Origin of the sequence: Bacillus sp. FSL W8-1141 (assembly GCF_038593205.1) — a bacterium.
In the GTDB taxonomy this organism is placed as follows: Bacteria; Bacillota; Bacilli; order Bacillales; family Bacillaceae; genus Bacillus; species Bacillus altitudinis.
The window spans coordinates 2,174,613-2,194,867 of sequence record NZ_CP151973.1 but is presented as its reverse complement, the minus strand read 5'-3'; the positions used below and the strand labels follow the sequence as shown (position 1 = coordinate 2,194,867).

Genomic DNA, 20,255 nt, shown 5'->3' with positions numbered 1-20,255 from the left:
TATGCGTCTTTTATTTTATACTGTGCTGACCATGTCCCTTTCACCCATCTGGCCGCTCGGGCAAAACCCGCTTCCAGGAGATCCGTATGTCATTATTAATAAACAAACGAACGAGCTTGCGTATATTGATCATGGGAAAATTCAAAAAGTCTACCCGGCTTCTACTGGCAAAACAGCTGATTTAACGCCAGAAGGTGAATTTACGATTATGATCAAAGCGAAAGATCCTTATTACAGAAGAAAAAATATTGAAGGCGGCGCGAAGAATAACCCACTCGGCCGAAGGTGGATTGGATTTGATGCGCGAGGAACCGACGGGAGAACCTATGGCATTCATGGAACAAGTGATGAGACATCGATAGGGAAATTTATTACGGCAGGCTGTGTACGTCTTCATAATCAAGATGTAGAACGGCTATTTGATCAGCTTCCAGTTGGTACAAAGGTATGGATCACGACATCAAGCGATGCATTTGAAAAGCTGGCCAAAGACAAACAGGCCATTCGTTAAAAAACGAATCACCTGCTTGTCTCCTTTTTTATCAACACTTTATAAAAAGGCTGCCGCTCCTGCTAAAAGTGAAGAAATTAACAGTAAGCTAATCATGAGCAATACCATAAATTTCATGAATTTCTGAGACATATCGCACCCCTATAATCAAATGTTTTTGCGACGAGCGCACCTTTCTTTATTCTAGCTCGTTTTTACGCAGGCGACAAGTGATGTACAAAGGAAGTGAACGGATGAATCAAATCGATCATATAGCCATTGCCGTTTTTTCTATTCAAAAAACAGCACGTACGTTCTCTAGGCTGTTTAACTGGGAATTTTCAGACATAGAAGTACTTCCGAATCAAGGGGTCAAGGTATCTTTTGCTTCCCTAGGTGATCTGCACATTGAGTTGATTGAACCGATGTCAAATCACAGCACATTACATACCTTTTTAATAAAAAGAGGAGAGGGGCTTCATCATATTGCATTAAAGTCAGGTGACATTCAGGCTGATCTCAGTCAACTTGACGAGCTCGGTGTACAGCTCATTCAAAAAGGCGCACAAAATGGTGCGAACGGAAAGCGCATTGCGTTTATTTCACCAAAAGAAACGTCAGGTGTGCTAATTGAATTGTGTGAGCCTTTGAAAGGAGAGAAACAGGAAGATGCATGAATCGTTCAATGACTTGTCTGAATGGCGCGAGAAAGCTTTAAGGGGAGGCGGTGAAAAACGAGCAGCGGCTCACCGAAACAAAGGAAAGCTGACTGTTCGTCAGCGGCTTCATGAACTTCTTGATGAAGGCAGCTTTATGGAAATCCAGTCATTTGCTAAAGGCTCCCGCTCAGAACATTTAGGGGATGGCGTTGTCACTGGGACGGGACTGATTCATGGGAGACAAGTAGGCGTTTATGCACAAGATGCGACCGTGTACGGGGGTTCGCTAGGGGACATGCATGCGAAAAAAATAGCGGCTTTAATGGATTTGGCTGCTAAAAATCAAATGCCTGTTATCGGTCTAAAAGACTCAGGTGGTGCGAGAATTCAAGAGGGTGTGGTATCATTAGAGGGATACGGTCAGATTTTTAAACGGAATGTGCTGTACTCTGGTCAAATTCCGCAAATATCCGTTATTTTAGGCTCCTGTGCGGGAGGTGCAGTATATTCACCTGCATTGACGGATTTTGTATTCATGACGGAGCAAACAGCTCATATGTTTTTAACTGGTCCGAAAGTGATAGAAAAAGCAACAGGAGAGACGGTCTGTCCTGACCGACTTGGAGGTGCAGCGGTTCAGCATCAAACAAGCGGGAATGTGCACTATACAGGGAAAGATGAGAGAGACGTGTTAAAAGCAGTTCGAACGCTTTTAACGTACATACCAACGAAACGACGGCCTGTCATTCATCGTAAGGTGCAAAAGCATGATGCGAGCGATCTTGGGAACATCTTGCCAAAGGAGCCATCACGTACTTATGATGTCAAACAAGTGGTGACAGCGATCACCGACCACGGCTCATTTTTTGAAACGCAGCGTTGTTTCTCCAAAAATATCGTCACAGGTTTTGCCAGATTACAAGGGTCTTCCATTGGTCTTGTAGCCAATCAGCCTAAGGTGCTGGCAGGAAGCCTTGACCTCAATGCTGCTGATAAAGCGGCTCGGTTTATTCGATTTTGCGATGCATTTCATATTCCCATTTTAACCCTTGTGGACGTTCCTGGTTTTTTGCCAGGTGAGAAAGCTGAGCATGCAGGCATTATCCGCCACGGCGCAAAGCTTCTGTATGCGTACGCTGAGGCGACCGTTCCAAAGATCACTGTGATTTTGCGAAAGGCATTTGGCGGTGCATACGTTGCGATGAATAGTAAGGGCTTAGGTGCTGACTTTGTGTATGCATGGCCAGAGGCAGAAATTGATGTCATGGGAAAATCGTTTGCAGACGAAATTGTTCATCCTGCCTTGCGTGAGGTGGACAATGAACCTAGTGTCATGAAGGCAGCACAATTAGGATTAATCGACGATATTTTAATGCCAGATGAAACGAGAGAGCGGCTCATTCGCTCATTTGACCTGCTTCGCAGTAAGGAAGAAGATAGACCGTTAAAAAAGCATGGAAACATGCCGCTATAAGAGGAGGAACATCATCATGATCAATGAGAAACGCTTATTAGACGAATTTTTAGAACTTGTTCAAATCGATTCAGAAACGAAACATGAAGAAAAAATTGTTGAAGTCCTAAAAGAGAAATTTACTGGTTTAGGGCTTAATGTAGTTGAAGATGATTCAAAAGAGACAACCGGCCACGGAGCAGGCAATCTTATTTGCACACTTGAAGGGAATCAAGAGGCAGATACGATTTATTTTACTTCTCATATGGATACAGTTGTACCAGGTAATGGTGTTAAGCCAGTCATTGAAGACGGCTATGTCAAGACAGATGGCACAACCATTCTTGGTGCTGACGATAAAACAGGGCTTGCCGCGATGTTTGAAGCGATCCGTGTCCTAAAAGAGAAAAATGTACCGCATGGCAAGATTGAATTTGTCATTACAGCTGGTGAAGAATCAGGACTTGTAGGAGCAAAAGCGTTAGATCCGAAACTGATGACAGCAAAATATGGTTATGCCCTTGATTCAGATGGCAAGGTCGGTACCATTATCGTGGCTGCGCCAACACAGGCGAAAGTACGTGCAACCATTTACGGAAAAACAGCTCACGCAGGTGTGGCACCTGAAAAAGGCGTCTCTGCGATTACGATTGCATCAAAAGCGATCGCGAGCATGCCGCTTGGCCGTATTGATGAAGAAACAACGGCGAATATCGGCCGCTTTGAAGGCGGAACACAAACGAATATTGTCTGTGATCAAGTGGATATTTTGGCAGAGGCACGTTCTTTAGAACCGGCAAAAATGGAAGCGCAAGTAGCGAAAATGAAAGAAGCCTTTGAAAAAACCGCTAAAGAAATGGGTGGAAGTGCCGATGTACAAATTGACATCATGTATCCAGGCTTTAAATTCTCACACGGCGATCAAGTCGTTGAAGTGGCGAAAAAAGCGGCTGCGAAAATTGGCCGTCCTTCAGAACTACAGACAAGCGGGGGAGGCAGTGATGCAAACGTCATTGCTGGAAACGGCATCCCGACCGTCAACCTAGCTGTTGGATATGAAGATATTCATACGAAAAATGAGAAAATGCCGATTGAAGAATTAGTCAAGACAGCTGAAATGGTTCTCGCCATTATCGAAGAAACGACAAATCCATCGTAAAGGCAGGAGACTCTGTGAGCACGCAAAAGATCATTATTTTCCAGGTGGGACAAGAGGATTTTGGTATCAGCGTAGAACATATACGCTCAATTGAGAAGGTCCCTTATTTACAAGAAGTATCGAACCTTCCAAAAGAGATTAAAGGACTCATGTCGTTAAGAGGAGAGGTCATTCCAGTCAGTGACACAGGTGTCATGCTGCACGGAAAACCTCTGGATGTAACCGAACAGTCTAAGGTTCTACTATTTGAATTAAACGATCAAATGATTGGCTGCCTTGTTTCTGATGCAAAAGATATCATTGATATCGAGCTAAGTGAGATCAAGCCATTTCATATGAACACAAAAGCATCTGAATATTTCTTCGGCGTCGTTGAGAGAGAGAACAAGATGATTTTACAAGTGGACCCTAATAAGTTTCTAGGGAAAATTGAGGATCTTGATCAATTGCCTGAGCGATTGAAAGAGGAATTAGCATAAACAAAGGCCCCTTATCCATGGATAAGGGGTCATTTTGCGTGCCGGAGCTCACGCATCTTTTATTTGATGCGCTCTACAGAAGACAAATAAAGCCCCCTTATCATGTTCGGGTAAGGGGGCTATCATTTATTCAGCTGCTGGGTTAATTGAATCATTTGCCGCAGCTTTTGTTTTTGATTTTTGGTACATCACATTTAAAATAATCGTTTGAATGGTGAGTAAAAGTCCACTTGTCATCCAATATAAAGGAAGAGCAGCGGGAGCATTAATTGATAGAAACAGCATCATGACTGGGAAAATCATGCCCATGATTTTTGCTTGTTTCAGTGCGGCTTCTGTTTGGGTGCCTGATTGCTTTGCGAATTTTTGTGTGACGTAAAATTGCAAGAAATACATGGCCCCTGCAAAGATCGCCACTAAAAGATCAGTTTGTCCTAAGTTAAACCATAAGAACGAATGCGTCGCAATCTCAGGTGTTGAGCGGATTGCCGAGTAAAAGCCAAGAACAATTGGGATTTGAATCAGCATCGGCAGACAGCCCATTGCCAGCGGGTTCACATTGTTGTCTTTATATACTTTCATCATTTCCATTTGCAGTTCTTTTTGTTTTTCAGGTTCTTTTGTTTTTTTCAATTTGCTTTGTATTTGGTCAATCTGAGGCTTAACGAGTGCCATTTTCTCTTGCATCACTCTCTGCTTTTTAAATTGGTTTGCAAAAAGCGGGAAAATAAGCAGTCGGACAATCAATGTTACGAACATAATAGATAAACCGTAGTCATCATGGAAAAAGTTCGCAAGCCAGATAATCAACTCAGAAAAAGGCTGAACAAAATAATGATGGAAAAACCCATCAGAGCTTGTATTTGTTTGCGCACTTGCAGCAAATGCAGGTGACGCTACCATCATAAAAAATAAAGTCGTACAAATAGTCAATAAACGTTTCAATTCATTTCCTCCTCAATAATAAAATCTAATAAGAGAGAGGAAGCGAATGGTCTTCATCATCATTTGATGATCTTTTCATTCGAATGACTTTACTAATCCAAGTTGTAATGCGATCATATATGATAAACAGAAAGTCTGTTCGATTCAAACAAGATGCATCCAACTCTTCTAAACGATGTCCTCCGAGGTGCTCGTTCATTCGGCAGTCTTTTAATAAGAAGGCAATACCGATGGCGGTCAGCGCTGGAAGAATAATCGTAAAGAATTCAACAAGGAAAAAGACTTCATTGAATGTATCAATAATCATGATTATCACATCCATTTCATTACTCACAGTGTACTATACACCATATGAAATGTCTAATGGAACAAACAGGTGAAATTACGGTGAAGTGAAGGAAAGTAGATCACCTAAGGAGGCAAGCAAATGGCTGATTCTCAAAAGAAGGGGCGAATCATTTTTCATATTGATATGAATAGTTTTTATGCATCGGTAGAAATGGCGTATGATCCTTCTTTGAGAGGGAAACCTTTAGCCATTAGCGGAAATGCAAAAGAGCGCAAAGGGATTGTTGTGACCTGCAGCTACGAGGCAAGAGCACTCGGGGTGAAGCCGCCGATGCCACTCTGGGAAGCGAAGCGGCTATGTCCGGGACTGATTGTGCGTACACCCAACTTCGACCGGTACCGCAGCTCCTCACAAGAAATGTTTACCATATTAAGAGAATATAGTGACTTAGTTGAACCCGTTTCAATTGACGAAGGCTATATTGATTTAACCGATACACCTTATGCTGAGCATGCCGTGAAAACCGCTCATGATATTCAAACGAGGCTAGTAGAAGAGCTCATGCTTCCTTCGAGTATTGGCATTGCACCAAATAAATTTCTAGCGAAGATGGCGTCTAATTGGAAAAAGCCAATGGGCATTACCATTTTGCGTAAACGAGATGTCCCGACAATGCTCTGGCCGCTCCCTGCAGGTGACATGCATGGGGTTGGACAGAAAACGGCAGATAAGCTGAAAACCATCGGAATTCATACAATTGAAGATTTAGCGAAAGCGAATGAATATGCGCTGAAAGAGTTATTAGGCATCAATGGACCGAGGTTAAAGCAAAAGGCAAACGGAGAGCATGACGGCATTGTCGATCCAGAAAGAATATACGAATTTAAATCTGTCGGCAATTCTTCCACTCTTCCTCACGATTCTGATGATACAGATGAACTCGTCTCATTAATAGAGAAACTGTCGCAATCGGTGAGTGCCAGATTACGAAGAAAAGAAGTGATGGCAAACCGGCTGCTCATTATGATTCGGTATGCAAGCTGGAAAAATATCACACGGAGCGTCACACTCACGAATCCTACTGATCGAAAGGAAGATCTATTTGAGGCGGCAAAGCAGCTATTCCTAAAGCATTGGAATGACCAGCCAGTAAGACTTTTAGGCGTGACGGGGACCGATCTTGTGGAACGAAAATCAGCCGTCAAGCAGCTTGATTTATTCTCTTATACAGAAGATGCAAAAGACGAACCGCTCCAATCTCTTTTAGACGGACTGAAAGAAAAATACGGTAAACCACTCATTCAAAGAGGAGTGACCATTAAGGAAAAAGAGAGCAAAACAAGTGGTACAAGTTTTAATAAAGACTTTTTTCAGGACGAAAGAGGAAATGACTAGCCTGAAAACTTGATAAAAGAGGTGATGTTGTGGTAATTTCAAAGGGTACATCATTTCAGCAGTAATCAATATAGTGTGTTAGAAGGGACGTCAGAATTATGTCAAAACAACAAATCGGTGTCGTTGGACTAGCCGTTATGGGGAAAAACCTTGCCCTAAATATTGAAAGCCGCGGTTTCTCCGTGTCCGTTTATAACAGATCTAGCAGCAAAACAGAAGAGTTTCTTCAAGAATCACAAGGGAAAAACGTTGTAGGCACATACAGCATTGAAGAATTTGTTCAATCGCTTGAAACGCCGCGTAAAATTCTTTTAATGGTAAAAGCAGGCGCAGCAACAGATGCAACCATTCAATCATTACTTCCTCACCTAGAGAAAGGTGACATTTTAATTGATGGTGGAAATACATATTACAAGGATACACAAAGACGTAACCAAGAGCTTGCGGAAAGTGGTATTCACTTCATTGGTACAGGTGTTTCTGGCGGTGAAGAAGGCGCACTTAAAGGTCCTTCTATCATGCCTGGCGGTCAAAAAGAAGCGCACGAGCTAGTGAAACCAATTTTAGAAGCCATCTCTGCGAAAGTAGATGGTGAGCCTTGTACAACGTATATCGGTCCAGATGGAGCAGGACATTATGTCAAAATGGTTCATAACGGTATCGAGTACGGAGACATGCAATTGATCTCTGAATCATACTTTATCTTGAAGCATGTCGCTGGTTTATCAGCAGGGGAGCTTCATGAAGTATTCTCAGAGTGGAATAAAGGAGAACTTGACAGCTACTTAATCGAAATCACAGCTGACATTTTCACAAAAGTGGACGAAGAAACGAACCAGCCGCTAGTAGATGTCATCTTAGATAAAGCTGGCCAAAAAGGAACTGGAAAATGGACAAGCCAAAGCTCACTTGATTTAGGTGTCCCGCTTCCAATCATTACGGAGTCTGTTTTCGCTCGTTTTATTTCTGCGATGAAAGATGAGCGTGTGGAAGCAAGTCAATTAATTCAAGGGCCTGAGCCAACTCAATCAGCTGAAGATAAACAAGCATTAATCGAAGCTGTTAGAAAAGCTCTCTTCATGAGTAAAATCTGCTCATATGCACAAGGTTTTGCGCAAATGAAAGCAGCGTCTGATGAGTATAACTGGGATTTGAAATACGGTGAAATTGCGATGATCTTCCGTGGTGGATGTATCATTCGTGCAGCCTTCCTGCAGCAAATCAAAGAAGCATATGACCGTAACCCTGAATTGAAAAACCTATTGCTTGATCCTTACTTCAAGGATATCGTAGAAAGCTATCAATCATCACTTCGTAAAGTGATTTCACTTGCAGTAGAACAAGGTGTTCCTGTTCCTTCATTCTCAAGTGCACTAGCTTACTTTGATAGCTATCGTACAGCTGTCCTTCCAGCTAACTTAATTCAAGCACAGCGTGACTACTTCGGCGCACATACGTATGAGCGCACAGATAAAGAAGGCGTCTTCCATACTGAATGGATGAAATAAGTATAAAACCTCAAAAGACCTTACCTTGGTAAGGTCTTAGATTGTTGACAAAGGGCTAAAATGAACTTGATTTTAGCCCTTTGACTTCTTTTTAGCGTGATAGAAAACCTTTGCAGGCTAGGAAGGCCGAGTACTGGAGCGGAGCGAATTTGACATTCGTGAGCACCAGCACGCAGGACTGACACCGAATGCGAGGGTTTGTCTACACGCTGTGACCTTACCTTTGGTAAGGTCTTTTTTGTGTTTACATCTATTCGGCTAAAAATCCGAAAAAGAGGGATGCTAAGTAAAAAAGAACAGAAAGTAGGGATAGAAGTGGGCATTTTATATGCACTTCTCCCAGCGATATTTTGGGGAAGTATTGTTCTCATCAGTGTCAAACTTGGCGGGAACGCCTATCAGCAAACACTCGGCATTACCCTCGGCGCTTTTTTGTTTTCAATCGGCGCCTATTTGATCAAAATGCCGGAACTGACACCGCTTATTTTTGCGGTTTCCGTTATCTCTGGGATCTTTTGGAGTATTGGGCAAATGAATCAGCTATCAAGTGTCGCCTTTCTAGGGGTGTCAAAGGCTGTTCCTTTATCAACGGGTATGCAGCTTGTGAGCACGACATTATTTGGTGTCATCGTTTTCAAAGAATGGCAGACCATGACGGTCATACTTATTGGTTCTTGTGCCATTTTATTTATTATTGCTGGCGTTGTCATGACATCCCTCGGTCAAAGAAAGAGTGGCGGGAACGAAGGCGGCAATTTTAAAAAGGGAATCATCATTTTGCTCATCTCAACCGTAGGCTACGTCGGATATGTCGTCATTTTAAGATGGTTTCATATAGATGGCTGGTCTGCGCTCGTTCCGCAATCTGTCGGCATGCTGCTTTCATCGTTAGCGATTAGTCTAAAGCAAGACCCGTTTAGCAAATATACGTTCAGAAATATCATTGCTGGTCTTGTGTGGTCGACAGGAAATCTAGGACTTCTTTTGGCGATTCCACTCATTGGCGTAGCAGTAAGTTTTTCCATGTCTCAAACAGGAATTGTCATCTCGACTTTAGGCGGTATTTATTTATTAAAAGAGAAAGCATCTAAAACAAGCTTTGTCATTGCAGGCTGCTTGATGATTATCGCAGGCGGTGTGCTGCTAGGTTTTACAAAATAGGAGGTTTAAGCGAATGTATCCAGATTTGGAAGGGAAAACAGTTCTCATCACAGGAGCAGGTACAGGGATAGGTCAGGCGATGGCGCGCCGGTTTGGACAAGAAAAAGCCAATGTAGTGATCAATTATTTCTCAGATAAAGAAAACCCGGACGACACGATTGCTGAGATTCAAAAAAGTGGCGGACAGGCTGTCAAAATTCAAGGGGATGTATCAAAAGAAGAGGATATGAAGGCGATGATTGATCAAGCTGTCAATACATATGGCAGTCTTGATGTCATGATCAATAATGCAGGAATTGAAAATGAAGTTCCTTCAACTGAAATGACGCTAGATAACTGGAACAAAGTGATGTCCACCAATTTAACAGGTATGTTTTTAGGATGCCGTGATGCATTAAAGTATATGACAGAACACGGGATCGAGGGGTCGATTATTAATATGTCGTCGGTCCATCAGCAAATTCCGTGGCCTCATTTTGTCCATTATGCAGCAAGTAAAGGAGGCGCCAAGCTTTTGACGGAAACGCTGGCACTAGAATATGCGCCTAAAAAAATTCGTGTAAACAGCATTGCACCAGGCGCAATTGATACCCCGATCAATGCCGAAAAATTTGATGATCCAGCATTGAAAAAGGGAGTCATTGAGCTGATACCGATTGGTTATATCGGAAAACCGGAAGAAGTGGCAGCATGTGCTGTCTGGCTTGCATCAAAAGAGGCGAGCTATGTGACAGGGTTGACGTTATATGTAGACGGCGGTATGACCAAGTACCCTGGATTCCAAGCAGGAAAAGGATAATCGTGATGATCACGGGCTGGGCTCAGAGGATAACACAACACCAAATTATGATCTAGTATGTGCATGTGAAGACTAGTGAAAAGCGTGTGTATAAACATTCACACGCTTTTATCCGTTTATACGCCCTATTCAAATATGCTCGTTTCTTTTACAGGCTTTACACAAATTTTGATTGCAAAGATATGAATAGATTCGAAAAGTAGCAGCAAAAGACGTTTACCTATCCATCAAATTGAGTGGGAATAGCATCTGTTTCCATCTCGGGGCAGTTACTTCTCATGATTTATGGGTTTTTGAATGAGCTAAGTCATTAGCACTTATTTTAACAAAGTTCTCAAAGACTGTCTTCTGAAGAAGAAGCTACTTTATGGTTCATTCGGAGAGTATTTTTTAAAAGAAAAGGGGTCTCGTTCATATCTGGATGAGATCTCTTTTGTTCTGAAAGCTTGATGTGAGTATTGATACGGTCATTTTTAAAATAAAATACATACATATAAAATTAAATGTCTAGACATTTAAAAATAAAAATATATAATATTAACTGGAAGCGCTTTTATTACAACAATGGGGTGAGAGAAATGAAACGTATTTTATTAGCATGCAGTTCAGGTATGTCTACGAGTTTACTAGTCACAAAGATGAAGGCACATGCTGAGTCTATAGGGGAAGAAGCAGAGATTTGGGCAGTCGGACAAGACCAAGCGAAAAAAGAAATGGCACATGCCGATGTTGTATTAATTGGACCGCAAATGAGCTTTTTAAAAGGGGATCTTCAAAAAGAAGCTCAAAAATATGGGATTGAAGTAGAGGTCATCGATATGCAGGCGTATGGGCTAGCAGATGGACAAAAAGCGTATGAACAAGCGGTTTCATTGATGGGGGAATCTTAAAGGATGGAAAAGAAAACGCTCGAAGGACTCACGGAAGAACAAATCAGTTTTCAATTGATCTTACACAGCGGAAATGCACGAAGCAAATTGCTTCAATCTCTTAAACAATTTAGAGAAGGTCATGAAACAGTAGCATCTGACCTTCTCAAAGAAGCGGAAGATGATTTGCGGAATGCACATGATATCCATTTTCAAATGGTACAGCAAGAGGCAAGCGGAGAAACGATTTCATTCTCCTTGCTGCTCATGCATGCCGAAGATCATTTCATGTCAACGATGACAATAAAAGAGCTTGTGGGAGAGCTCTTACCGATATTGCAATCACTGAAACAATAAAGGGTGTAAACAAGGGGGGAAACCAATGTTTGATAAAATAAGTGCGATTTTGGTTCCGATTGCTGGGAGATTGAACAACAATCGCTATCTAGGGGTATTAAGGGATGCCTTTATGCTTGCGTTCCCATTAACAATTTTTGGTTCCATCATGGTCGTATTAATGAATTTGCCATTTTTAGATAAGATCATGAGTCAAACAGCACTGGAAGGTGTTCAGTCTGCACTGAATATTGCACCTAGTGCGACCATCAGCATTATGAGTGTGTTTGTTGTATTTGGGATTGGCTACTATTTATCGAAAAGCTATGATGTGGAAGCTGTCTTTGGCGGTGTGATCGCTTTAGCCTCTTTCCTGCTCCTTACGCCATTTTTACTAGAACAAGAGGGCGGTGCATCCATTGCAGACGTCATCCCAGTCGATCGTTTAGGCGCAAAGGGAATGTTCCTTGGAATGATCACAGGCTTTTTGTCAGCTGAAATTTATCGCTATTTTGTCCAAAAGAAATTTGTCATCAATATGCCGCAAGGGGTTCCGCCAGCTGTTTCTAAGTCTTTTGCTGCACTTATCCCGGCTACTTTGACACTTACAACTTTTTTACTGATCAATATCATCATTACACAAGGGTTCAAAACCAACATGCATGACTTGATTTACAATGCGATTCAGGCGCCGCTTGTCGGACTTGGAAGCGGTATCATTCCGACCTTGATCGCTATTTTCTTTATACAAATTCTTTGGTTCTTTGGGCTCCACGGCCAAATTATTATCAACTCTGTCATGGACCCGATTTGGAATACATTGTCCATTCAAAATCTAGAAAGCTACACAAAAACAGGTGAGGTTCCGAACATCATCAGCAAGCAGTTTATCGAAATCTATACAGTGGGTATGGGTGGAACCGGTATGACGCTAGCTGTTGTGTTTACGATTTTAATCTTTCTTAAAAGTAAGCAATTGAAACAAGTAGCAAAGCTCGGCTTAGGACCAGGTTTATTTAACGTCAATGAACCCATTATCTTCGGTTTACCGATTGTGATGAATCCGCTTATTCTCATTCCGTGGATTTTGGCGCCAATGGTGATTACTTGTATTTCTTATTTTGCGATGGCCACAGGTATTGTGCCGCCTCCGACAGGCGTGAATATTCCTTGGACAGTCCCGATCTTTATTAGCGGAGTCATGGCAACAAATTCATTAGCGGGCGGTCTGCTTCAGCTGTTTAATTTAATGATTGTGTTTGTCATTTGGTTCCCGTTCCTAAAATTTATTGATCGTATGAATGTGAAAAATGAAAAAATAGTCACGACAGAAAAAACGAAACAAACAAACATCAAAGGTGAAGGAGACTCAATACATGTCGATGGAAACTAACAGTCAATCATATACATTTCCAGAAGGTTTCTGGTGGGGATCTTCTGCCTCTGCTACGCAAACAGAAGGCAGTTATCCAGGAGATGGAAAGGGACCGAACATTTGGGATCACTGGTTTGAAAAAGAGCCGAATCGTTTTTTTCAGGGCGTCGGTCCAGGTGTCACCTCGCAATTTTATCGTAAATACAAAGAGGATATCCGCCTCATGAAGGAGATTGGGCACAACTCGTTTCGTCTATCTATTTCATGGTCACGCCTTTTACCTGAGGGAAAAGGGGCTGTTAATGAAGAAGCTGTGGCTTTTTACAATGATGTGATCAATGAACTGATAGCGAATGACATTGAACCGTTTGTGAACTTGTATCATTTTGATATGCCAATGGCGTTGCAGGAGACGGGAGGATGGGTAAACAGGCAGGTCGTAGACGATTATGTCAGCTATGCGACATTGTGTTTTCAGCTATTTGGCGACCGGGTGAAAAAATGGTTTACCCATAATGAGCCGATTGTCCCTGTAGAGGGTGGATATATGTATAGCTTCCATTATCCGAACGAAGTTGATTTCCAAAAGGCAGTGCAAGTTGGATTTCATGAGATTTTATCAAATGCTAAGGCCATTGCGGCTTATAAAGAGATGAAGCAGGATGGGAAAATAGGCATTATCCTGAACCTTACTCCTTCGTATCCGCGAAGCCAGAATCCGCGGGATGTCGAAGCAGCTGAGATGGCTGACGCCTTCTTTAACCGGTCCTTCCTAGATCCAGCAGTGAAAGGACATTTCCCTGAAAAGCTGGTGGACGTGTTAAAGAAAGAAGGATTGATGCCGGCTATGGAGGAAGGAGACCTTGAACTCATTCAAGAGAACACGATCGACCTTCTCGGCATCAACTATTATCAGCCAAGAAGAGTGAAAGCAAAGGAACATATGCCTCACCCTGATGCACCATTTATGCCAGATCATTATTTCGATTCTTTTGAAATGCCGGGCAGAAAAATGAATGTGTACCGCGGCTGGGAAATCTATGAAAAGGGTATTTACGATATATTGAAAAAAGTCCAGACAGACTATGGGAATATTGAATGCTTTATTTCTGAAAATGGAATGGGTGTTGAAGGAGAAGAGCGGTTTCAGGATGAAGAAGGAATGATTCATGACGATTACCGCATTGATTTTATTTCTGAGCATCTTAAATGGGTGCATCAAGCCATTCAAGAAGGAAGTCATGTAAAAGGCTATCATCTGTGGACGTTTATGGATAATTGGTCATGGTCGAATGCCTATAAAAATCGCTATGGATTTGTCTCAGTGGACCTTGAGGAAGACGGGAAACGTACCATCAAAAAAAGTGGCTATTGGTTTCAATCGGTTTCAGAGAATAATGGTTTCTAATCAAGATACTTGCTCTTTCCTTGAAAAGGGCAAGTATTTTTCTTATGTAAAGATGAAAGGGGTGAAATGAAAGTGGCTCGAACCTTTTAAGCGCACTAGGCTTAGTGTAGAATGAGAGGAAGGCTAGAAAGCGCTATAATAGGATATGAAAAAACAAGTCAGTTGGTGGTGTGAGATGACAAAGTACGAACTCATTTCAGAAGAAATTAGAAAAAGAATAGGAACAGCATATTATCCAGAAGATCAACCCATTCCAGATGAAAACTCGCTTGCCGCTGAATTTAAATGCAGCAGAATGACGATGAAGCGTGCGCTCGATCTTTTAGTGGCGGAAGGTCTGCTCTTTAGAAAAAGAGGTCATGGCACATTTATTGTGAAGGCAGCACTAAATCAAGGTGCGATCAACGTATCAGGTCATGAAAATAAAGGGTTCACGAAAGTGATGGCAGATAAAAACGTGACGAGCCAAATCATTCGCTTTGATGTGCATTTTCCAAGTGAAGAGGTGGCAGCTCATTTATCCATTGACTCAAGCACACCTGTCTATGACATTATTCGGCTCCGTTTGGTAGAAGAAGAGCCATATGTATTAGAAAAAACCTTTATGCCTGTCAATGTCATTAAAGGAATAGATGAAGAGGTTTTATTGGGTTCCATCTATAGCTACATTACAAACACACTGCAATTAAAAGTAGCAGGAGCGCACAAAAAAATTAGAGCGGCTAAATCAGATCAGCTTGATCAGCAATATTTAGGCTGTGACCCTACGGATCCGGTGCTAGAAGTGGAGCAGGTGGCTTATTTAAACACAGGCCGTCCGTTTGAATATTCCTTTAGCCATCATCGCTATGATAAATTTGATTTTTCAACGGTTGAAATTACGAAAACACGACTTTAAAAAAAGAGCAGAACCCCCTCAATCGGGAGACTGCTCTTTTTTTGTTGATTTTATATATTCCACCAGTGATATCCATCTTTTTCAAGAAGCTGATCTGCTTCTTTTGGTCCCATAGAACCAGCAGGATAATTTGGTTTTAACGTTTTGGTTTCAGCCCATTTTTCTGAAATTGGATCAACAAAGTTCCAAGACAGTGCTACTTCATCCCAGTGGGCAAAGTTTGTTGCGTCACCTAGCAAACAGTCATGAATTAGCTTTTCATACGCTTCTGGTGTATTCATGATGTCGTTGTAATTTGTTTGATAGTCAAGCTTAATTGGTTTAGCATACGTTCCGCCATCAAGCTTGCGAGCATTCAGGTGAAGGGTGATACCTTCGTCTGGCTGAATGTGAATCACAAGTAAGTTTGGATGCATGGAATTCCCGTTTCCGTAGTACAGGTTCATCGGAATGTCTTTAAATTGCACCACGATTTGAGTGGATTTCTTTTCTAGACGTTTTCCTGTACGAATGTAAAATGGTACCCCGGCCCATCTGAAGTTATCGATGAGAAGTTTCCCTGCAACAAATGTTTCTGTGTTGGAGTTTGGGTCCACATTATGCTCTTCAAGATAGGAAGGAACCATATTGCCATCAATCGTTCCTGCATCATACTGTCCGCGGACAAAGAATTGATCCACTTCATCTTTCGAGAATGGACGAAGCGCACGCAATGCTTTCCGTTTTTCGCTACGGATTTCCTCTGTATTGAGCTTAATCGGTGGCTCCATGGCTAGTAGTGCAACCATTTGAAGCATATGGTTTTGTACCATATCTCTCAGTGCACCAGAACTCTCGTAATATCTCGCACGGTCTTCGACACCTAATGATTCACTCGATGTGATTTGAATGTTTGAAATATAGCGGTTTGTCCAAAGCGGTTCAAAGATCGCATTCGCAAAACGAATTACCTCAATGTTTTGCACCATCTGTTTACCAAGATAGTGGTCAATACGATAAATTTGATCCTCTGTAAATGCATCTCGGATCTCTTCATTTAATGTTTTGGCACTAGGCAGGTCATGACCAAACGGTTTTTCAATGACAAGTCGAGACCATCCAGTCGTTTCTGATACGCCTTCACTTTTTAAAAACTTCGCAATGGTTCCGAAGAATTCTGGTGCCATCGCTAAATAGAACATCCGGTTATTCGGGATACTGTATGTATCTTCAAGACCAGAAAGAAGCGTGTTCAGTGCTTGATAGGAAGCAGGGCTTGAGACATCAAAATCATGGTAATAGAAATGAGAAATAAATTCCTCTGCTTTTGCTTCTGCATCATCAGAAGAGACCGACTCTTTTACCACAGCTCTTAGGTCTTCATGAGACCAAGGACGACGTCCAACACCTACAACGGCGAATTGATCTCCAAGCTTTCCGCTATGATAAAGTCTATGTATAGAAGGGTAGAGCTTGCGTTTTGCAAGGTCTCCTGTTGCGCCAAAAATGACAATGACTGCTTTTGGATAGTTAGTTTCTGTATTCACGAAAAGTACCTCACTTTATTCGTAGCATTGTTGTAAAAACCGAGAATGTATGTACATTTTCTTTATTTTAAAGGTTCATTGTTCGTAAAGCAAACATTTGATTCGACTTTTTCTGCCCGAGTTTGACTTTTTTCAAAAATTCCGCTGAATTCACATTTATCCTGTCTTCATGTATTCTATATGAATGAAGAGATTGTATACCGGCTGTAGGAGGAAATCGTAATGGAACTGCTCTTTTTAGGAACAGGTGCAGGCATTCCTGCAAAAACAAGAAACGTCACTTGCACTGCGCTGAAGCTTTTAGAAGAGAGAAAAGCCGTGTGGCTTTTTGATTGCGGAGAAGCGACGCAGCATCAAATATTACATACAACGATTAAACCAAGAAAAATTGAGAAGATCTTTATCACGCATATGCACGGTGATCATGTATATGGTCTCCCGGGTCTGCTTGGCAGCAGGTCCTTTCAAGGCGGAGAGGATGAATTGACGATATATGGTCCAAGCGGCATTAAAGCTTTTGTAAACGCGGCACTTTCAGCGACACAAACGCATTTGACTTATCCGCTGCATATCATAGAAATAGAGGAAGGGATCGTTTTTGAAGATGAGACCTTTCAAGTAGAAGCAAGACGAGTGTCTCATGGGATCCCAGCTTACGGTTATCGGGTCGTGGAAAAAGATGTACCTGGTGCACTAAAAGCCGAAGACCTAAAAAAAATCGGTGTAAAACCTGGACCTTTGTATCAGAAGTTGAAAAATGGGGAAACCGTTACACTCGAAGATGGAAGAATGATTGATGGAACCGATTATTTGGAACCCCCTAAAAAAGGGAGAATCGTTGCATTTTCAGGAGATACCCGTTTGTGCGAGAATATAACAAGGCTTGCCAAGAATGCGGATGTGTTAGTCCATGAAGCAACATTTGGGAAAGAAGATGCAGAACTAGCCTATAATTATTATCACAGTACGACAGAACAGGCAGCAAAAACAGCGCAGGAAGCAGGCGCAAAAAGACTGATTTTGACCCATATTAGTGCACGGTACCAAGGGGAAGAGTCACTGAAACAATTACTCAAAGAAGCCCGCGATATATTCCCGCTGACTGAAGCTGCACATGATTTCTTTTCTTTTCCTATTGACCGTACCCTGTAAAAATTGGATGAATCGTCAAAAAAAGTTGTGTGATTTTTTTGATATTTATGATGACGCTCTTTTTCAGGTAGTGGTAAAATGGTGAAGAAAAAACAAATGACGAATTACACTATGAAGAATACGGGAGGCACAATCAAAGATGAGCGGTTTTACAGCGTTAAGTGAAGCAGAATTAAATGACCTATATGCAGCACGACAAAAAGAATATGAAACGTACAAAAGTAAAAACTTACACTTAGACATGTCTAGAGGGAAACCTTCACCAAAACAGCTCGATTTATCTATGGGCATGCTCGATGTCGTGACATCAAAGGATGCAATGACAGCTGAGGATGGTACAGATGTGCGAAACTATGGCGGCTTGACAGGCCTTCCTGAAACAAAGAAATTTTTTGCAAGTGTGCTCAATCTGAAGCCAGAACAAATCATCATTGGCGGTAATTCTAGTCTGAATATGATGCATGACACAATTGCACGTGCTATGACTCACGGCGTATATGGCAGCAAAACACCTTGGGGAGAGCTTCCAAAGGTAAAATTCCTTGCACCAAGCCCAGGATATGATCGTCATTTTGCCATTTGTGAGCATTTTAACATAGAGATGATTACGGTAGATATGAAGTCGGATGGACCTGACATGGATCAGGTGGAAAAATTGGTTGCAGAAGATGAAGCCATCAAAGGGATTTGGTGTGTACCGAAATATAGTAACCCTGACGGCATTACGTATTCAGATGAGGTTGTTGACCGTCTTGCTTCTATGCAGACAAAAGCAGACGACTTCCGTATTTTTTGGGATGATGCCTATGCAGTCCACCATCTAACAGATACGCCTGATACGTTAAAAGATATTTTTCAAGCAGTAGACAAAGCAGGACATGCAAACCGTGTGTTTATGTTCGCCTCTACTTCTAAAATTACGTTCCCAGGCTCAGGTGTTGCACTAATGGCATCTAGTCAGGACAACGTCAGCTTTATTCAAAAACAGCTATCAGTTCAAACCATTGGGCCAGATAAAATCAATCAATTAAGACACCTTCGTTTCTTCAAGAATCCAGAAGGATTGAAGGAACATATGAAAAAGCATGCAGCGATTATTAAGCCGAAATTTGACCTCGTTCTTTCGATCCTTGATGAAAAGCTTGGTGGAACAGGCATCGCTGAGTGGCACAAACCAAATGGCGGATATTTTATTAGCTTAAATACACTCGATCATTGTGCAAAAGCTGTTGTGCAAAAAGCGAAAGAAGCCGGTGTGACACTAACAGGTGCAGGGGCGACATATCCTTATGGAAACGATCCGCTTGATCGTAACATCCGTATTGCGCCAACGTTCCCAACACTTGAAGAACTAGAGCAGGCGATTGACATCTTTACGTTATGTGTTCAGCTTGTCAGCATTGAAAAGTTGCTGTCTGAGAAAAGTCAATCAGCACCAACGGTATAATGAAAAAACTCCTTGACTGATGTCCGGTCAAGGAGTTTTTGTTTTTAGTTAGCTGTTTGATAATAAGAGACAGGCTGTTTTGCTGCACACCACACATCATAAATCGCAAGCTGCACAATATGTGGTTCATCGTGATGAATATAGTGCGAGCTGTTCTGCGCCTGAATCCATCCGCTTTGGGATGACAATGTGAGCATTCGTTTATGAAGCCTGAGCCAAGCTTCATGTGCTGGATGAAACAAGCGGCTTTTGCCTGATGAAATGACAAGAAGGGGCATCATCCCATAATGCGTTTGCTCCTCTTTGATCGTACGCAGCATTTGCTCAAAGTCCTCATGTGTACATTCTGCTGTGAACTGCGCCATATATGAAGTGCGTTCTTCCTTTGATAAGAGCGGCAGAATGACCTGCTCTTGCTCCTCACTTGCTGGGTCTAGAAGGACCATACCGATAACATCTTCTTTTCTGCGGCTTGCCCATAAGCGGCTGACAAGAGAGCCAAATGAGTGCGCCACAATGAGAAATGGCGGCTGAATATTGGCTTGATGTAAGAGTGTATCTAAATCATCCGCAAGATCATGCAAAGTTCTTCCTTCTTTGCTTTCACTGCTTTTTCCATTACCTAAACGGTCATATAAGAAAACACCAAGCTCTGGGTCAATATCACGAGCGATATTCGCCCACGTATCGCCTGAAATTCCATATCCTGCTTCAAAAATAATGGTGGCTTGCTTTTTTCCTTGACGATGCCTTGTATAAAAGTGATGTCCATCTATATGATACGTTCTTTCAATCAATGCCGAGTTCATTCTTCCATCTCCTCTAAGTGGTTCTTTAGCTAAAAGACGGCACAAAAGGCAAAGATGTTTCTCTTAAAAACAAAAAAGATGCCTATTTCAAAAAATAG

21 protein-coding genes are annotated in these 20,255 nt (G+C 41.9%); 16 read left to right on the top strand and 5 right to left on the bottom strand.

What is annotated here, in order from left to right:
• Nucleotide 1 precedes the first annotated feature (1 nt).
• Nucleotides 2-511, top strand: a complete 510-nt coding sequence (locus NSQ52_RS11150) for a L,D-transpeptidase (protein ID WP_008342241.1) — start codon at nt 2-4, stop codon at nt 509-511.
• A gap of 39 nt (nt 512-550) precedes the next feature.
• Here the strand turns inward: NSQ52_RS11150 and prli42 are convergent, their stop codons facing one another.
• Nucleotides 551-643 (bottom strand): stressosome-associated protein Prli42, encoded by a 93-nt coding sequence (gene prli42, locus NSQ52_RS11145; RefSeq protein WP_017357951.1) that lies wholly within the window; start codon nt 641-643, stop codon nt 551-553.
• A 101-nt stretch (nt 644-744) separates the two neighbouring features.
• On the opposite strand from prli42, the gene mce reads away from it, so the two are divergent.
• From mce to NSQ52_RS11125, 4 genes are read left to right on the top strand one after another with little or no spacing between them, the layout of a single operon-like run.
• Nucleotides 745-1,167: a methylmalonyl-CoA epimerase gene (mce, locus tag NSQ52_RS11140; protein WP_217967007.1), complete on the top strand. Its 423-nt coding sequence runs from the start codon at nt 745-747 to the stop codon at nt 1,165-1,167.
• On the top strand, nt 1,160-2,623 hold the full coding sequence (locus NSQ52_RS11135) for an acyl-CoA carboxylase subunit beta (RefSeq protein WP_047945445.1): 1,464 nt from the start codon (nt 1,160-1,162) through the stop codon (nt 2,621-2,623). The genes mce and NSQ52_RS11135 overlap by 8 nt, the downstream gene beginning before the upstream one ends.
• A 16-nt stretch (nt 2,624-2,639) precedes the next feature.
• Nucleotides 2,640-3,761: a tripeptidase T gene (locus NSQ52_RS11130; protein WP_035390776.1), complete on the top strand. Its 1,122-nt coding sequence runs from the start codon at nt 2,640-2,642 to the stop codon at nt 3,759-3,761.
• A 14-nt stretch (nt 3,762-3,775) separates the two neighbouring features.
• Nucleotides 3,776-4,240, top strand: coding sequence for a chemotaxis protein CheW (locus tag NSQ52_RS11125; protein ID WP_008342245.1), 465 nt, complete (start codon nt 3,776-3,778; stop codon nt 4,238-4,240).
• 126 nt (nt 4,241-4,366) lie between these two features.
• Here NSQ52_RS11125 and NSQ52_RS11120 read toward each other — a convergent pair whose 3' ends face one another.
• Together NSQ52_RS11120 and NSQ52_RS11115 are read right to left on the bottom strand one after the other, a co-directional pair.
• On the bottom strand, nt 4,367-5,146 hold the full coding sequence (locus tag NSQ52_RS11120) for a membrane protein insertase YidC (RefSeq protein ID WP_045034397.1): 780 nt from the start codon (nt 5,144-5,146) through the stop codon (nt 4,367-4,369).
• 64 nt (nt 5,147-5,210) lie between these two features.
• Nucleotides 5,211-5,492 (bottom strand): hypothetical protein, encoded by a 282-nt coding sequence (locus tag NSQ52_RS11115; RefSeq protein WP_008342247.1) that lies wholly within the window; start codon nt 5,490-5,492, stop codon nt 5,211-5,213.
• Between the two features lie 120 nt (nt 5,493-5,612).
• On the opposite strand from NSQ52_RS11115, the gene NSQ52_RS11110 reads away from it, so the two are divergent.
• The 9 genes from NSQ52_RS11110 (at nt 5,613) to NSQ52_RS11070 (ending at nt 15,223) form a co-directional block, all read left to right on the top strand.
• The gene (locus NSQ52_RS11110; protein ID WP_007501120.1) at nt 5,613-6,869 is read left to right on the top strand and encodes a DNA polymerase IV; all 1,257 of its coding nucleotides are present in this window, start codon (nt 5,613-5,615) and stop codon (nt 6,867-6,869) included.
• Between the two features lie 98 nt (nt 6,870-6,967).
• The gene (gene gndA / locus NSQ52_RS11105) at nt 6,968-8,377 is read left to right on the top strand and encodes an NADP-dependent phosphogluconate dehydrogenase (RefSeq protein ID WP_025207592.1); all 1,410 of its coding nucleotides are present in this window, start codon (nt 6,968-6,970) and stop codon (nt 8,375-8,377) included.
• Nucleotides 8,378-8,692: 315 nt separating this feature from the next.
• The gene (locus NSQ52_RS11100; protein WP_201297802.1) at nt 8,693-9,538 is read left to right on the top strand and encodes a GRP family sugar transporter; all 846 of its coding nucleotides are present in this window, start codon (nt 8,693-8,695) and stop codon (nt 9,536-9,538) included.
• 13 nt (nt 9,539-9,551) lie between these two features.
• A complete protein-coding gene (locus tag NSQ52_RS11095; protein WP_041091776.1) occupies nt 9,552-10,337 on the top strand; it encodes an SDR family oxidoreductase in 786 nt (261 codons plus the stop codon).
• 578 nt (nt 10,338-10,915) lie between these two features.
• Complete coding sequence (locus NSQ52_RS11090) at nt 10,916-11,227, top strand: PTS sugar transporter subunit IIB (protein WP_017367558.1); 312 nt, start codon at nt 10,916-10,918, stop codon at nt 11,225-11,227.
• Between the two features lie 3 nt (nt 11,228-11,230).
• Nucleotides 11,231-11,563 carry a PTS lactose/cellobiose transporter subunit IIA gene (locus NSQ52_RS11085; protein ID WP_017357943.1) on the top strand — a complete coding sequence of 111 codons (333 nt, stop codon included), beginning with the start codon at nt 11,231-11,233 and terminating at the stop codon, nt 11,561-11,563.
• A 25-nt stretch (nt 11,564-11,588) separates the two neighbouring features.
• Nucleotides 11,589-12,935, top strand: coding sequence for a PTS cellobiose transporter subunit IIC (gene celB / locus NSQ52_RS11080; protein WP_342473338.1), 1,347 nt, complete (start codon nt 11,589-11,591; stop codon nt 12,933-12,935).
• A complete protein-coding gene (locus tag NSQ52_RS11075) occupies nt 12,919-14,325 on the top strand; it encodes a glycoside hydrolase family 1 protein (RefSeq protein ID WP_058336670.1) in 1,407 nt (468 codons plus the stop codon). The genes celB and NSQ52_RS11075 overlap by 17 nt, the downstream gene beginning before the upstream one ends.
• Before the next feature lie 175 nt (nt 14,326-14,500).
• Nucleotides 14,501-15,223, top strand: coding sequence for a GntR family transcriptional regulator (locus tag NSQ52_RS11070; RefSeq protein WP_008342268.1), 723 nt, complete (start codon nt 14,501-14,503; stop codon nt 15,221-15,223).
• Between the two features lie 50 nt (nt 15,224-15,273).
• Here NSQ52_RS11070 and zwf read toward each other — a convergent pair whose 3' ends face one another.
• The gene (zwf, locus tag NSQ52_RS11065) at nt 15,274-16,749 is read right to left on the bottom strand and encodes a glucose-6-phosphate dehydrogenase (protein ID WP_058336671.1); all 1,476 of its coding nucleotides are present in this window, start codon (nt 16,747-16,749) and stop codon (nt 15,274-15,276) included.
• 222 nt (nt 16,750-16,971) lie between these two features.
• On the opposite strand from zwf, the gene rnz reads away from it, so the two are divergent.
• Nucleotides 16,972-17,901: a ribonuclease Z gene (gene rnz, locus NSQ52_RS11060; RefSeq protein ID WP_039165882.1), complete on the top strand. Its 930-nt coding sequence runs from the start codon at nt 16,972-16,974 to the stop codon at nt 17,899-17,901.
• Between the two features lie 139 nt (nt 17,902-18,040).
• Nucleotides 18,041-19,348, top strand: a complete 1,308-nt coding sequence (locus tag NSQ52_RS11055; RefSeq protein WP_039165881.1) for an aminotransferase class I/II-fold pyridoxal phosphate-dependent enzyme — start codon at nt 18,041-18,043, stop codon at nt 19,346-19,348.
• A gap of 44 nt (nt 19,349-19,392) precedes the next feature.
• Here the strand turns inward: NSQ52_RS11055 and NSQ52_RS11050 are convergent, their stop codons facing one another.
• Entirely contained in the window at nt 19,393-20,157 is a 765-nt protein-coding gene (locus tag NSQ52_RS11050; protein WP_041091946.1) for an alpha/beta hydrolase, read from the bottom strand.
• Nucleotides 20,158-20,255: the final 98 nt, after the last annotated feature.

Coding starts and splice junctions, on each gene's coding strand:
- NSQ52_RS11150 (WP_008342241.1), top strand. CDS start 2: ATGCGTCTTTTATTTTATACTGTGCTGACCATGTCCCTTTCACCCATC.
- prli42 (WP_017357951.1), bottom strand. CDS start 643: ATGTCTCAGAAATTCATGAAATTTATGGTATTGCTCATGATTAGCTTA.
- mce (WP_217967007.1), top strand. CDS start 745: ATGAATCAAATCGATCATATAGCCATTGCCGTTTTTTCTATTCAAAAA.
- NSQ52_RS11135 (WP_047945445.1), top strand. CDS start 1,160: ATGCATGAATCGTTCAATGACTTGTCTGAATGGCGCGAGAAAGCTTTA.
- NSQ52_RS11130 (WP_035390776.1), top strand. CDS start 2,640: ATGATCAATGAGAAACGCTTATTAGACGAATTTTTAGAACTTGTTCAA.
- NSQ52_RS11120 (WP_045034397.1), bottom strand. CDS start 5,146: ATGATGGTAGCGTCACCTGCATTTGCTGCAAGTGCGCAAACAAATACA.
- NSQ52_RS11115 (WP_008342247.1), bottom strand. CDS start 5,492: ATGATTATTGATACATTCAATGAAGTCTTTTTCCTTGTTGAATTCTTT.
- NSQ52_RS11110 (WP_007501120.1), top strand. CDS start 5,613: ATGGCTGATTCTCAAAAGAAGGGGCGAATCATTTTTCATATTGATATG.
- gndA (WP_025207592.1), top strand. CDS start 6,968: ATGTCAAAACAACAAATCGGTGTCGTTGGACTAGCCGTTATGGGGAAA.
- NSQ52_RS11095 (WP_041091776.1), top strand. CDS start 9,552: ATGTATCCAGATTTGGAAGGGAAAACAGTTCTCATCACAGGAGCAGGT.
- NSQ52_RS11090 (WP_017367558.1), top strand. CDS start 10,916: ATGAAACGTATTTTATTAGCATGCAGTTCAGGTATGTCTACGAGTTTA.
- NSQ52_RS11085 (WP_017357943.1), top strand. CDS start 11,231: ATGGAAAAGAAAACGCTCGAAGGACTCACGGAAGAACAAATCAGTTTT.
- celB (WP_342473338.1), top strand. CDS start 11,589: ATGTTTGATAAAATAAGTGCGATTTTGGTTCCGATTGCTGGGAGATTG.
- NSQ52_RS11075 (WP_058336670.1), top strand. CDS start 12,919: ATGTCGATGGAAACTAACAGTCAATCATATACATTTCCAGAAGGTTTC.
- NSQ52_RS11070 (WP_008342268.1), top strand. CDS start 14,501: ATGACAAAGTACGAACTCATTTCAGAAGAAATTAGAAAAAGAATAGGA.
- rnz (WP_039165882.1), top strand. CDS start 16,972: ATGGAACTGCTCTTTTTAGGAACAGGTGCAGGCATTCCTGCAAAAACA.
- NSQ52_RS11055 (WP_039165881.1), top strand. CDS start 18,041: ATGAGCGGTTTTACAGCGTTAAGTGAAGCAGAATTAAATGACCTATAT.
- NSQ52_RS11050 (WP_041091946.1), bottom strand. CDS start 20,157: ATGAACTCGGCATTGATTGAAAGAACGTATCATATAGATGGACATCAC.